The 13860-nt window shown below is 70.5% G+C and carries 8 protein-coding genes; 7 read left to right on the top strand and 1 reads right to left on the bottom strand.

Annotated features, from left to right (window positions below; all coding sequences use genetic code 11):
* Nucleotides 1-99: 99 nt before the first annotated feature.
* The 6 genes from mrdA to JK361_RS10475 all read left to right on the top strand — a co-directional run bounded on the left by mrdA (nucleotide 100) and on the right by JK361_RS10475 (nucleotide 11663).
* Nucleotides 100-2358, top strand: a complete 2259-nt coding sequence (gene mrdA / locus JK361_RS10500) for a penicillin-binding protein 2 (RefSeq protein ID WP_201815459.1) — start codon at nucleotides 100-102, stop codon at nucleotides 2356-2358.
* On the top strand, nucleotides 2355-3551 hold the full coding sequence (gene rodA, locus JK361_RS10495) for a rod shape-determining protein RodA (protein WP_201815458.1): 1197 nt from the start codon (nucleotides 2355-2357) through the stop codon (nucleotides 3549-3551). Before mrdA ends, rodA begins: the two co-directional genes overlap by 4 nt.
* A gap of 109 nt (nucleotides 3552-3660) precedes the next feature.
* Nucleotides 3661-5175: a CYTH and CHAD domain-containing protein gene (locus JK361_RS10490; RefSeq protein ID WP_201815457.1), complete on the top strand. Its 1515-nt coding sequence runs from the start codon at nucleotides 3661-3663 to the stop codon at nucleotides 5173-5175.
* Nucleotides 5176-5455: 280 nt separating this feature from the next.
* The gene (locus JK361_RS10485) at nucleotides 5456-7426 is read left to right on the top strand and encodes a TIGR03960 family B12-binding radical SAM protein (protein ID WP_201815456.1); all 1971 of its coding nucleotides are present in this window, start codon (nucleotides 5456-5458) and stop codon (nucleotides 7424-7426) included.
* Nucleotides 7427-7685: 259 nt separating this feature from the next.
* Nucleotides 7686-9374: a SpoIIE family protein phosphatase gene (locus JK361_RS10480; protein WP_201815455.1), complete on the top strand. Its 1689-nt coding sequence runs from the start codon at nucleotides 7686-7688 to the stop codon at nucleotides 9372-9374.
* Nucleotides 9375-9566: 192 nt separating this feature from the next.
* Complete coding sequence (locus JK361_RS10475) at nucleotides 9567-11663, top strand: phosphorylase family protein (RefSeq protein WP_201815454.1); 2097 nt, start codon at nucleotides 9567-9569, stop codon at nucleotides 11661-11663.
* Between the two features lie 32 nt (nucleotides 11664-11695).
* Here JK361_RS10475 and JK361_RS10470 read toward each other — a convergent pair whose 3' ends face one another.
* Complete coding sequence (locus tag JK361_RS10470; RefSeq protein WP_201815453.1) at nucleotides 11696-12166, bottom strand: VOC family protein; 471 nt, start codon at nucleotides 12164-12166, stop codon at nucleotides 11696-11698.
* A 197-nt stretch (nucleotides 12167-12363) separates the two neighbouring features.
* On the opposite strand from JK361_RS10470, the gene JK361_RS10465 reads away from it, so the two are divergent.
* The gene (locus tag JK361_RS10465) at nucleotides 12364-13842 is read left to right on the top strand and encodes a vanadium-dependent haloperoxidase (RefSeq protein ID WP_201815452.1); all 1479 of its coding nucleotides are present in this window, start codon (nucleotides 12364-12366) and stop codon (nucleotides 13840-13842) included.
* Nucleotides 13843-13860: the final 18 nt, after the last annotated feature.

Here is a 13860-nt window from a genome sequence, read left to right as displayed (position 1 = left end):
GCACAGGCTGGTCGTTCATCATTCGTACGCGTGCGGCCGGTTCGTACGGACATGCGGCGCGCACAGTCGTCCGCGCACTGAGAGGGGGAGACAGCCGCAGTGACCAACATTCCCGAGACCGGTCGGACCCCACGGGTCCAGATCCGGCTCGTCGTCATCCAGATCCTCGTGCTCTCCCTGCTCGGCACGCTCGGCGGCCGGCTGTGGTACCTCCAGATCCGTGAGGGCGCCGAGTACCAGCGGGAGGCGTCCGGCAACCACGTCCAGCAGGTGGTCGACCCCGCCGTGCGCGGCGACATCCTGGACGCCCGGGGCGTGCCCCTCGCGGACAACGAGACCCGCCTGGTGGTCTCCGCCTCCCGCACCGACCTGCTGAAGCAGAAGGACGACGGCAAGGCCGTCCTCACCAAGCTGGCGGGCGTCCTCGGCATGAGCCCCAAGGACGTCATGCAGAAGGTCCGGCTGTGCGACGCCGAGACACCCCAGCCCTGCTGGAACGGCTCGCCGTACCAGCCGATCCCCATCACCGACGAGGCCACGGCAAAGCAGGCCCTCCAGATCCGCGAGCGCTCCGAGGACTTCCCCGGCATCACCGCCGAGCCCAAGGCGGTCCGCCGCTACCCGGGCCCCGGCAAGTCCAACACCGCGCAGGTCCTCGGCTACCTCTCGCCCGTCACCGACGACGAGATCCAGAAGGCCAAGGACACCGAGTCGCCGTATCTGCGCTCCGACATGGTCGGCCGCTCCGGCATCGAGCGGACGTACGACAAGGTGCTGCGCGGCAAGGCCGGCGTCACCCGCTACGAGGTCGACAACCTCGGCCGGGTCATCGGCAAGGCCAAGTCGGACGCGGCCGAGGCCGGTTCGAACCTGGTCACCAGCATCGACTCCCGCGTCCAGCGGGTCGCGGAGTACGAGCTGACCAGGGCGATGAAGGTCGCCCGCCAGCAGTTCGACAAGATCACCGGGACGAACTACAAGGCCGACTCCGGTGCCGTCGTGGTGATGGAGGCCAAGACCGGCCGGATCGTCGCGATGGCCTCGGCGCCGACGTACGACCCGAACGTCTGGGTCGGCGGCATCTCCGCCAAGGACTACAAGGCCCTCACCGGCAAGGACTCCGACTACCCCCTGCTCAACAGGGCCATACAGGGTCAGGCCGCGCCCGGCTCGACGTTCAAGGTGGTCTCCACGGCCGCCGCGGTCGAGGCCGGCTACCCCTTCGACGGCCGCTACCCGTGCACCAGCTCCTACTCGGTGGGCAGCCAGGTCTTCAAGAACTTCGAGGGCGAGAACTTCGGCCCCATCTCGCTGGGCCGCGCCCTGGAGGTGTCCTGCGACACCGTCTTCTACGGCCTCGCCGACAAGGAGTGGAAGCGGGACGGCGGCATCAACCCCAAGAAGGGCCAGCCGAAGGACTACTTCTACAAGACCGCCCACCAGTTCGGCCTCGGCAAGGAGACCGGCATCGACCTGCCCAACGAGGTCACCGGCCGCGTTCCGGACCGCCAGTGGAAGCTGGACTACTGGAAGGCCAACAAGGACGCCTGGTGCAGGACCGGCAAGAAGGACGGCTCCTACGTCGAGAAGATCGCCTACGAGAACTGCCTCGAAGGCAACAAGATGCGCGAGGGCGACTCGATCAACTACTCCATCGGCCAGGGCGACACCCTCGTCACCCCGATCCAGGAGGCCGTGATCTACGGCGCCGTCGCCAACGGCGGCACGATGTACCAGCCGACCATCGGCAAGGCGGTCATCAGCGCCGACGGCAAGACCGTGCGGGAGATCAAGCCGAAAAGGCGCGGCAGGCTGCCGGTCAGCCAGTCCACCCTCAAGGGCATGGACGACGCCTTCGCGGGCGTCATCACCCGCGGTACGGCGGCCTGGAAGTTCGGCGGCTGGCCGCAGGACAAGATCCCCCTGCACGCCAAGACCGGCACGGCCGAGGTCTACGGCAAGCAGACCACGTCCTGGCTGGCCACCTACTCCAAGGACTACACGGTGATCATGACGATCGCCCAGGCCGGTACGGGTTCCGGTGCCTCCGGTGAGGCCGTGCGCAACATCTACAGCGCCCTCTACGGCGTCGCAGGCGACGGCTCCATCGACAACAGGAAGGCGCTGCTGCCCGAGCCGCAGAAGGCCCTGCCCAAGGTCCGCGCGGACGGCACCATCGCCGCCCCGAAGATCTCCGGCGACCCGGCGAAGGACACCGAGGCCGCCCAGAAGAACAACCCCACCAACGGTGACGACCAGCAGCCCGCGGGGACCACCGCCTCGCCCACCCCGGGCAACCGCGACACCCGCAGGCGCCGGGGGCACCGCGGGCGGGGAAGCCGGAGGATGCCCTCATGACCGGCGCGAACAGCTTCTCCGTCTCCGGGTACGGCCCCGAGCGGGCCGGCTGGACGAAGATCTTCGCCCGCGACTCGCTCACCCGCCGGCTGGACTGGCCGATACTGCTGGCGGCCACCGCGCTGTCCCTGATGGGCTCGCTGCTGGTCTACTCGGCGACCCGCAACCGCACCGAACTGAACCAGGGCGACCCGTACTTCTTCCTGGTGCGGCACCTGATGAACCTCGGCATCGGGATCGCCCTGATGATCGGCACGATCTGGCTCGGCCACCGGGCCCTGCGCAACGCCGTGCCGATCCTCTACGGCCTGTCGGTGATGCTCGCCCTGGTCGTCCTGACCCCGCTCGGCGCGACGATCAACGGCCAGCGCAACTGGCTCGTCATCGGCGGGTTCTCCCTCCAGCCGGCCGAGTTCATGAAGGTCACGATCATCCTGGGCATGGCCATGCTGCTGGCCGCACGGGTGGACGCGGGCGACAAGCCGTACCCCGACCACCGGACGGTGTTCCAGTCGCTGTGCCTGGCCGCCGTACCGATCCTGATCCTGCTGCTCATGCCCGACCTCGGCTCGGTGCTGGCCATGGTGGCCATCATCCTGGGCGTGCTGCTCGCCTCCGGTTCCTCCAACCGCTGGGTCTTCGGCCTGCTCATCGCCGGAGTGGTCGGCTGTGTCGCCATCTGGCAGCTGCACATCCTGGACGAGTACCAGATCAACCGGTTCGCGGCCTTCGCCAACCCGGACCTGGACCCCGCGGGCGTCGGCTACAACACCAACCAGGCCCGCATCGCCATCGGCTCCGGCGGCCTCACCGGCGCCGGCCTCTTCCACGGCTCGCAGACCACCGGTCAGTTCGTGCCCGAACAGCAGACGGACTTCGTGTTCACGGTCGCGGGGGAGGAGCTGGGTTTCCTCGGCGCGGGCCTGATCATCTTCCTGCTCGGAGTCCTCCTGTGGCGCGCCTGCCGCATAGCGCGCGACTCGACCGAGCTGTACGGGACGATCGTGGCCGCCGGAATCGTCGCCTGGTTCGCCTTCCAGTCCTTCGAGAACATCGGCATGACCCTCGGCATCATGCCGGTCACCGGCCTGCCCCTGCCGTTCGTGTCGTACGGCGGCTCGTCCATGTTCGCGGTGTGGGTCGCGGTGGGGCTGCTTCAGTCGATCAAGGTGCAGCGGCCGATGTCGGCGTGAGCCGCGGGCCCGGTACAGGGTCGTTCGCCGGGTGGATGGTGCGGGTTTTCCGGCCATTCACCCGGGACGGCCACTGCCGCACCGGTGCCTCGACCACTAGATTCGGTGCATGGCGGATGCGAAACGCGAGATCGAGCGCAAGTACGAATCCGACGAGAGCGGGCTGCCCGACCTGACCGGCGTCGGCGGGGTGGCCGCGGTCCTCGACAAGGGCCTGGTCGACCTGGACGCCACGTACTACGACACCTCCGACGAACGCCTGGCAGCGGCCTCGCTCACCCTGCGCCGCCGCACCGGCGGCTCGGACGCCGGCTGGCACCTGAAGTTCCCGGTCGCCCCCGGAGTCCGCGACGAGATCCGGGCCCCGCTGTCCGACACCGTCCCCGAGGAGATCGCCGCCCTGGTCCGCTCCCGGGTCCGGGACCGCGCACTGCTCCCCCTGGTGCGGCTGCGTTCCGCCCGCGATGTGCGGCACCTGGTCGACGCCGACGGCGCCCTGCTGGCCGAGGCGAGCGTCGACACCGTGACCGCCGAGCGGCTCACCGGCGCGGGCGGGGCCGCCCAGTGGACCGAGATCGAGGTCGAGCTGGCCGACGGCGGCGACCCGGCCCTCCTCGACCGGCTGGAGAAACGGCTGCGCGCGGCCGGCGTACGCCCCTCCGGCTCCCCTTCGAAGCTGGCCCGTGCCCTGGAGCAGACCGCACCGGGACGGGGCGGGAAACGGCGCCGGAAGAAGGCCGGGCCCGCCGAGCCCGTGACGGCCGGCGACCACGTCCTCGCCTACCTCCGCGCCCAGCGCGACGTGCTGGTCGAGCTGGACCCCGCCGTCCGCCGCGACATCCCCGACTCGCTGCACCAGATGCGGGTCGCCACCCGCCGCGCCCGCAGCACCCTGCGCACCTTCACGGCCGTCCTGGACCGCACCGCCACCGATCCCGTCGGCGCCGAGCTGAAGTGGCTCGCGGGCGAGCTGGGCGTCGACCGCGACCAGGAGGTGCTGGCCGACCGACTGTCGACCGCCCTCGACGCGCTCCCGCCCGCACTGGTCGCCGGCCCCGTCCGGGAACGGCTCACCGCCTGGGCCGCCGGCCGGCACGGCGGCGCCCACGCCCACCTGACCGGCGTCCTGGACTCCCGCCGCTATCTGACCCTGCTGGACTCGCTGGACGCCCTGCTCGCGGACCCGCCCCTCGGGAAGGCGGCCGGCAAGAAGCCGGGGAAGGCGCTCGGCAAAGCCGTACGCAAGGACGAGAAGAAGCTGGCGGGCCTCATGGAGCACGCGCTGGAGCTGCCGCCGGGGGAGGACCGCGACCTCGTCCTGCACGAGGCCCGCAAGAAGGCCAAGCGCACCCGGTACGCGGCCGAGGCCGCCACCGGGGCCCTGGGCGGGCCCGCCCGCTCCCTCACCAGGTCCATGAAGTCCCTGACCACCCGGCTCGGCGACCACCAGGACAGCGTCCTGGCCCGTCGCACCCTGCGCGAGCTGGCCGCGGTGGCCCACGCGGCGGGGGAGAGCGCGTTCACCTACGGGCTGCTGTACGGCAGGGAGGAGGCCCGGGCGGCGGAGCTGGAGGCGGAGCTGCCGGCGCGGTGGAGGAAGAGCACGGACGGAGGGGCCGGCTGAGCGTCCGGGGAGATCATGAACGGAACGGCCGGCTGAGCGTTCGGAGCGGATCACGAACGAGGCGGCCGGCTGGGCGTTCGGGGAGATCACGGACGGGGCGGTCGGCTGGGCGTTCGGGGAGGTCACGGACGGGTGGTCGGCCGAGGGCGCGGGGAGATCAGGAACGGGGTGGCCGGCCGAGCGTTCAGGGAAGGCCGCCGGGCGGGTTACGCTTGATGGTCACCCCGCCCCCAGCCTCCGGCCAGGGGCATCCCCCCGTCAGCTCATGAAGGTTCGCGAGATGCCTGCCGAAGCCGCCGAGTCGGTGTTCCCGCAGCTCGAAGCACTGCTCCCGCATGTGCAGAAGCCGATCCAGTACGTCGGCGGAGAGCTCAACTCCACGGTCAAGCCGTGGGACGAGTGCGACGTCCGCTGGGCGCTCATGTACCCGGACGCGTACGAGGTCGGTCTGCCCAACCAGGGCGTCATGATCCTCTACGAGGTCCTCAACGAGCAGCAGGGCGTCCTCGCCGAGCGCACCTACAGCGTCTGGCCGGACCTGGAGGCGCTGATGCGTGAGCACGGCGTCCCGCAGTTCACGGTCGACAGCCACCGCCCGCTGAAGGCGTTCGACGTGTTCGGCCTCAGCTTCTCCACGGAGCTGGGCTACACGAACATGCTCACCGCCCTGGACCTCGCGGGCATCCCGCTGGAGGCCAAGGACCGCACGGTCGACGACCCGATCGTCCTGGCGGGCGGCCACGCGGCCTTCAACCCGGAGCCGATCGCCGACTTCATCGACGCGGCCGTGATCGGCGACGGCGAGCAGGCCGTGCTCGACATGACCCGCATCATCCGCGAGTGGAAGGCGGAGGGACGCCCCGGCGGCCGCGAGGAGGTCCTCTTCCGGCTGGCGAAGACGGGCGGGGTGTACATCCCGGCGTTCTACGACGTCGAGTACCTCGCGGACGGCCGCATCGCCCGCGTGGTCCCCAACCGCTCCGGCGTCCCGTGGCGTGTGTCCAAGCACACGGTCATGGACCTCGACGAGTGGCCGTACCCCAAGCAGCCCCTGGTCCCGCTCGCCGAGACGGTCCACGAGCGCATGTCCGTGGAGATCTTCCGCGGCTGCACCCGCGGCTGCCGCTTCTGCCAGGCCGGCATGATCACCCGTCCGGTGCGCGAGCGCTCCATCACGGGCATCGGCGACATGGTCGAGAAGGGCCTGAAGGCGACGGGCTTCGAGGAAGTGGGCCTGCTCTCCCTCTCCTCGGCGGACCACAGCGAGATCGGTGACATCGCCAAGGGCCTGGCGGACCGCTACGAGGACGACAAGATCGGCCTGTCCCTCCCCTCGACCCGCGTGGACGCGTTCAACGTCGACCTGGCCAACGAGCTGACCCGCAACGGCCGCCGCTCCGGCCTGACCTTCGCCCCCGAGGGCGGCTCGGAACGCATGCGCAAGGTCATCAACAAGATGGTCTCGGAGGAGGACCTGATCCGTACGGTCGCGACGGCCTACGGCAACGGCTGGCGCCAGGTGAAGCTGTACTTCATGTGCGGCCTGCCGACGGAGACCGACGAGGACGTCCTCCAGATCGCCGACATGGCGACCCACGTGATCCAGAAGGGCCGCGAGGTCTCCGGCCAGGGCGACATCCGCTGCACGGTCTCGATCGGCGGCTTCGTCCCCAAGCCCCACACCCCGTTCCAGTGGGCCCCGCAGCTCTCCGCCGAGGAGACGGACGCCCGCCTGGAGAAGCTGCGCGACAAGATCCGCGGCGACAAGAAGTACGGCCGCTCGATCGGCTTCCGCTACCACGACGGCAAGCCCGGCATCATCGAGGGCCTGCTCTCCCGCGGTGACCGCCGCATCGGCGCGGTCATCCGCGCGGTGTACGACGACGGCGGCCGCTTCGACGGCTGGCGCGAGCACTTCTCCTACGACCGCTGGATGGCGTGCGCGGACAAGGCGCTGGCCCCCTTCGGCGTGGACGTCGACTGGTACACCACCCGCGAGCGCACCTACGAGGAGGTCCTCCCCTGGGACCACCTCGACTCCGGCCTGGACAAGGACTGGCTCTGGGAGGACTGGCAGGACGCCCTCGACGAGACGGAGGTCGAGGACTGCCGCTGGACCCCGTGCTTCGACTGCGGCGTCTGCCCGCAGATGGACACCCACATCCAGATCGGCCCGACGGGCAAGAAGCTGCTCCCCCTGACGGTCAAGAACGCGGGCCCGGCACCGGCTGCGAGCGGCCACGCGCACTGAGGTGAGCGGGGCCTCCATCGGGTGGTCGAGGCGCCGGCGGGGCTGAGCGAGACGAGATGACGACGGCTGCGTTGTCCGCGGCCGTCGTCTCGATTCGGATGCCGTGGAGCCTGCGTACGGCCGCCTTACGAGTTGCTCTTGCCGGGGCTGGGCTTCGCTCCGCCGGGCGGACAGGGCCGGTGCCGCGAGGGTCGTCTGTGCCCTCGCGGGTACCCGGATCACATCGGTGTCCGTGATTTCCCCGTGGCGGGAGGCAGCGATGAGGGGCCCGGATGGCCCGCAGGAAGCCGTCGTCAGGACTCTTGACACTCTCGGGACGGGTGCTTGCCTGGCGGACGAGCAGGGCTTGATCGTCGCCGTCAACACATGCGGCGAGCGACTCCTGGCCCGTCCCGCCGCCGATCTGGTCGGCCGGGACGCCCACGAGCTGCTGCACCGCACCAGCTGCGGCGAACCGATGCCGGGGGGCCGGTGCCGCATCCGGGACACCATCCTCGGCGGGGGCACGCAGCAGGGGGAGGACGAGTGGCTCGAGCGCGGCGACGGCACGCTGTTGCCGGTGGGATGGCTCGCCACTCCCTGTGACGTCGGTGCCGGCTCGCCGGCCACGCTCATCCTCTTCCACCCCGCCGGGACCCGGAAGCGGCCCGTCCAGCAATCACCGGCCGACGGACGGCTCTCCGAACTGGAGCGGCTTGCCCTACTCGCCGAGACGACCACCCTGCTCACGTCGACCCTGGACATCCACGAGGGGCTACGCCACCTGATCGGCCTCGTGGTGCCTCGCATCGCCGACTGGGCGGTCATCGACCTGATCGGCGAGCGAGACGAAGTACGGCGCTTCGCGGTCGCCCAGGCCGAGGGTGACATCGTGGTGTTCCGGGAGGACCTTCAGGGGCCCATGCCGCCGGTGCTGCAGGAGTCCCTGATGCCCTTGTCCCGCGCCCTGCGCGGCGTCGCGTCCTCGTTCGCCGGCCCCGAGACCTATCAGGGCCCGCCCGACTCCGGGATTGCCGTGGAGCAGCGGCGCCTGTTCGAGGCGACCGGCATGCACTCGGCCATCGTGGTGCCCCTGCGCAGCCTGCACGGCGTGCTGGGTGCCCTCACCCTGGGCCGTTCCGACCAGCCTGAACGGTTTGCCGCGATGGACATCGCCCTGCTGGAGGACATCGCCCGACGCGCCGGCCTGGCCCTGGAGAACGCCCGCCTCTACCAGCGTCAGCGCAAGGTCGCCGAGACCATGCAGCGCCATCTTCTGCCGAAGCTCCCGCGCTCACCCGACCGCGGCATGACCGTCCGCTACCTGCCCGCGCCGGACGCCTCCCACGTGGGCGGCGACTGGTACGACGCGTTCACCCTGACGGACGGCGCCACCGCTCTCGCCGTGGGGGACGTCGTCGGTCACGACCTGGAGGCCGCGGCGGGCATGGCGCAGCTGCGCAACATGCTCAGGGCGTACGCCGTGTCCCAGCAGAAGCCGCCGAGCAAGATCGTGGAGTGGCTCGACCAGGCGACGCTGGGCATCGCCGAGGTCTCCATGGCCACGCTGGTCTTCGCCCGCATGACTGAGAACGCCGGCCAGTGCGAGCTGTCCTGGACGAATGCCGGTCATCCTCCTCCCCTGCTGGTCACGCGCGAGGGCGTGGCCCGCTATCTGACCGACGGCCAAGGAATCCTCCTGGGCGTCATGCCCGAGCAGGTCCGCCCCGACGCGACGGTGGAACTGGCGCCCGGAGCCACCCTGATCCTCTATACCGACGGCCTGATCGAGTCCCGGGCCCGCAGCCTGGACGAGGGCATGGACCGACTGAGTCGGCACGCCGCAGCCCTGGCCCACAACCCCTTGGAAGTCTTCACCGACGAGTTGTTGGCACGTGCGCGCCCACCGGACAACGACGACGACGCGGCCCTGCTGGCCGTGCGGTACATGCCGGGCTGGTTCAGTTGACGCTGCCGCTCCCGCGATGCAACTTCTTCATGGCTTCGAGGTTCAAGAGCACCGTGGCGCGGGGCATCCACCCTCGGTGGGTGTGATGTCGCCTTCCGCGTGAGGTGCGACCAGCCTTGTAGGCCGGGCTGTTCGGGTATCGACCACGCACAGGTGATTCGCGTCAACGGTGAGCGCGTAACGGGAGGTGGGATGGGCGAGGTCGACGTACTGATCATCACGGCGCTGAAGGAGGAGTACGAGGCGGCCCGCGCCGCCGGCTCGGCAGGGTATGCGGGGCACCCCGGTGTCGCGGCCTGGGAAGAACGTGAGCCGGAGTCCCTGACCCCCTATCTCGTCGGAACGTACGTCCTTGCCGACGGCTCGCGTATGACCGTGGCTCTGGCCCGGCCCACCAGGATGGGCGCCACCGCGACCGCGCCGGTGGTGGCGACGCTCGTGGAACGCCTGGGGCCACGGTGCCTCGCCATGTGCGGAGTGTGCGCCGGGAACCCGGCCGACGTGGCCCTCGGCGACGTGGTGGTGGCCGAGTTGGCGTACGCCTACGACGAGGGCAAGCGTACGCAGGACGGTTTCGACGGAGATCACCGCCAGATTCCCGCGCCCGACGGATGGGTGCGCGCCGCGCAGGACCTGGAGACGACGGACCTGCCCAGCTTCGGCGAGGCGTCCCCGGAAGAGGCGCGGATCTGGCTGATGGAACGGCTCTACGCGGGCGAGGACCCCAGACGGCATCCGGCGTGCTCTCGTTATCTGTCTCGCGCATCGTGGGCCGAGCAGATCCAGAGCCTGCAAGCGGACGGCCTGGTGACCAGGGAAGGCGCCGCCCTCTCCTTGACGGACGCCGGGTACGCGCTCATCGAGCAGGTCGTCTACGACGACTTGGAGGGGCCCCGGAATTTACCGTTCGCCGTCGTCGTCGGCCCCATGGCCAGCGGCAACGTCGTGGTGAAGGACGGGCTCACCTGGGACCGGCTCAAACAGTGGGGGGTCCGCTCCGTCGCCGGTCTGGAGATGGAGTCCGCCGTCATCGCGCAGGTCGCACACCGGCTGGGCCTGTCCGACTGGGTGGTCGCCAAGGGTGTCATGGACCACGCCGACCCGCGCAAGGACGACCGCTACAAGCGGTTCGCGGCGCGCTCCTCGGCAGAGGTTCTGTTCAAGTTGCTGTGCCGGCGCCTGGCCTCGCCGCGCATGACCGGGCAGGCCGGTGCCACGTCCAGGGTCAGGTCCGTCTACGTCGTCGGTGGCGTCACGGGTGAAACGACCTACCCCGACTACGAGAAGTCCCAGCTGGCGCACGTTTGCGAGCAACTGGGGCAGGCCGTGGCCAAGGCCGGCGCGGAACTCCTCGTGTGCAGCCCCTTTCCCGACTCCGCGGACCTCCACACAGTGATCGGTTACGTCCAGTCCGGCGTGGGCCGCATCGTCCATCTGCACAGTCCCCGGCATCCGGAGGTCGCCGAGAAGCAGACGGAGATGCTGGAGATGCTGGGGACCGGCCACGGTACGGAGATCAAGAACTGGTACTACCCGGGCCCCGAGGACGACGACTCCAGGGGACAGGCATGGCTGCTGTGCCAGATCCAGGCCCTCGAAGAAGCCGATGTGGTGATTTCGATCGGCGGCCGCGTCTCGAAGACCGCGAGCACGGTGCTCCATCTGGCCGAGGCCCGCAGGAAACCGATCGTGCCGTTCGCGTTTCTCGGCGGTGCGTCCCGGCGTGCCTACGAACGGCGGGACTGGGCCCGTGTCCATCCCGGACTGGACCACCGCAGGCTCATGGACAGGGATGCGGTGGCCGACGCCATGAAGATCGCCGATGAGCTGGTGACCGCCCGGCTGCGCCCGCCCCACAACTACAGATGGCCACCCCGCCGTGTCTTCATCAGCCGTGCGAGGCCCGACGCCCAGTTCGCGAAGGCCCTGGAGTCCTGTCTCTCCGGTGCGGGTGTCACCACCCTGATCGGCGAGAGAGAGCTGCGGCCGGACCGTATGGTCAACCCCACGATCGAGGACGCGGTCCTCTCCGCCGACCTGTTCGTCGTCCTGTGGAGCAGGTCGTACGCACTGAGCAGATTCTGCTACGACGAGATCGAACTGGCCCTGCGACGGCATGAGGTGGGCGAACTACAGCTCTGGATCGTCAACCTCGACGGCTCGGACATCGTCCCGCCCGCGGCTCGTGCTCTGCCGCAGGCGGTGGCCAGAACGCCGCACACCCTCGTCGCCCTCGTACGCGAACTGCTGGAGCACGCCGAACCTGCACCTGGCGTCCCTCGGCCGTGAGCGGTCCCGCTCACCTGGGCCCACGCGGTGGGTCAGGCCGGGGTGTCGGTGTCCTGCTCGGAGGCCGCGCACGCCTCGGAGCCCTGCTCCGCCACCGCCGGGTCCATCCACATGACCTGCCAGCCGTGGCCGTCGAGGTCGAAGAAGCTGCGTGCGTACATGAAGCCGTGGTCCTCGGCGTCATCCGCCTTGGTGCCGCCCGCCGCGAGCGCGGCGGCGCTGATCTTGTCGACCTCCTCGCGGGACGACACGCTGAAGCAGTACAGCGCCAGCGTGTGCGTGGCGGGATCGGCCATCGGCAGTTTCGCGAACTCCGCGAACTTCTCGCGGCTGAGCAGCATGACGAAGGCGTGCTCGCCGACCAGCATGCAGGCGGAGGACTCGTCGGCGAACGCCGGGTTGAAGCCGAACCCCAGCTCGGCGAAGAACGCCTTGCTGCGCTCGAGGTCCGCGACGGGGATGCTCACGAACAGCATGCGGCCGGGGTGTGCGGGGTGGGTCATGGTGGATCTCCAGTCGGTGGCTCGATGGCGTACGTCCTGGTAGACCGGCCCAGCCGGCGAAACTCATCGGTGGGTCGGTCCCGGTGGCGGGCGGTCGGGCGTCGAAGGGCCCAGGACTGTCCGGTTCGCGGCGAGTTGTCTTGCTCGTGCAGCGGGCCGTTGCTAAGCCTGGGGCACTCAACTCCAGGGAGCACGCCGTGCGTCTGAAGCCCCCTCCGGTCGTCCCTCCGCGTTCACGCGTCCGAGTCTTCGTCTGCACCGTCGCGGCCATCGCCCTGGCGACGCTCACCGCCGCGACGAGTCCCCCCGACGCGGACGCCAGAACCGCGGCGGACCCGGCAGCCGTGGTCCGCGAGTGGAACTCCATCGCCACCGACACGATCAAGACCGCCCTCGGCCCACGCCCCTCCGGGCAGGCGGCGATCTGGCACGGGTTCGTCTCCGTCGCCGTGTACAACGCCGTGGTGGGGATCGAAGGCGGCTACGACCTGTACAAATGGCGTGAGCGCGGTCCGGCCGGGGCGTCCTCGGCGGCGGCCGCCGCCACCGCGGCCCACGACGTGCTGCTCACGTACTTCCCTGCCTCCAAGGCACGGATCGACACCTCCTACGCGGACTCGCTCGCCGCCCTCCCGGCCGGTCACGCCAGGGACCGGGGCGTCGCCTACGGAAAGCGCGCGGCCGCCCGCGTCGTCGAACTCCGGGAAGGGGACGGCAGGTTCGCGGACGTTCCGTTCACCGCCGCACCGGCACCGGGGGTCTGGCGCCCCACCCCGCCCGCGTTCCAGCCGTTCATCGACACCTGGCTCGCCAGGCTCCGCCCCCTCCTGCTCGACTCCCCGCAGCAGTTCCGCCCCGGCGGACCACCCGCCCTCTCCTCGGCCGCTTACGCCGAGGATCTCCGGGAGCTGAAGGTCATGGGCGCGAAGACCGGCTCGGGCAGGAGTGCGCGGCAGACCGAGACCGCCCTCTTCTTCAGCGGCAACCTGGTCGAACAGGTTCAGAGCGCCGTACGCGATCACGCCGCCCGGCACCGGCTGGGCATCGCCCGGACGGCCCGGCTGTTCGCCGCGGTGAACGCGTCGGCGACCGACGCCGTCGTCACGGCATGGGACGCCAAGCTGCACTACGGTTCCTGGCGGCCGATCACCGCCATCCGTCTCGCCGACACCGACGGCAACCCCGCGACGACGGCGGACCCGGCCTGGGAGCCGCTGCTCCTCACCCCGCCGCATCCGGACCACATCGCCGGCCACACGACGGTTGCCGCCGCCGTGGTGCGCGCCCTGACCGGCGTCCTCGGCACCTCGCGCATCGACCTCCGCGTCCCTTCCGAGGTCACCGGCACCATGCGGTTCTACGGGTCCGCCGAAGACCTCGAGCGGGACGTCGTCGACGCCCGCGTGTGGGGCGGCGTCCACTCCCGCACGGCGGACGTGGCCGGCCGCCGCGCCGGCACCCGCCTGGCCGCCTGGGCGCTGGACCACTACTTCCGGCCGGTCGCGAAGCACGGCACCCGGCCGGTGGCGAAGCACGGCACCCAGCCCGTCGCGAAGCACGGCACCCGGCCGGTCGCCGGGCACGGTGCCCGGTCCGTCGCCGAGCACGGCGCCCGGTCCGTCGCCGAGCACGGCACCCGGCCGTCCCCGCCGAAGGAGCAGCGCACGTCGTCGTGAGGGTGCTCCGTCGCCCCC

It is taken from the genome of Streptomyces musisoli (assembly GCF_016741855.1).
GTDB classification, from domain to species: Bacteria; Actinomycetota; Actinomycetes; order Streptomycetales; family Streptomycetaceae; genus Streptomyces; species Streptomyces musisoli.
This window is presented reverse-complemented; position numbering and strand designations above follow the sequence as displayed.

What these genes read in the sequence shown, in the direction of transcription:
- rodA (WP_201815458.1), top strand. Translation starts at nt 2,355, where the DNA reads ATGACCGGCGCGAACAGCTTCTCCGTCTCCGGGTACGGCCCCGAGCGG.
- JK361_RS10470 (WP_201815453.1), bottom strand. Translation starts at nt 12,166, where the DNA reads ATGACCCACCCCGCACACCCCGGCCGCATGCTGTTCGTGAGCATCCCC.
- JK361_RS10485 (WP_201815456.1), top strand. Translation starts at nt 5,456, where the DNA reads ATGCCTGCCGAAGCCGCCGAGTCGGTGTTCCCGCAGCTCGAAGCACTG.
- JK361_RS10490 (WP_201815457.1), top strand. Translation starts at nt 3,661, where the DNA reads ATGGCGGATGCGAAACGCGAGATCGAGCGCAAGTACGAATCCGACGAG.
- JK361_RS10475 (WP_201815454.1), top strand. Translation starts at nt 9,567, where the DNA reads ATGGGCGAGGTCGACGTACTGATCATCACGGCGCTGAAGGAGGAGTAC.
- JK361_RS10480 (WP_201815455.1), top strand. Translation starts at nt 7,686, where the DNA reads ATGAGGGGCCCGGATGGCCCGCAGGAAGCCGTCGTCAGGACTCTTGAC.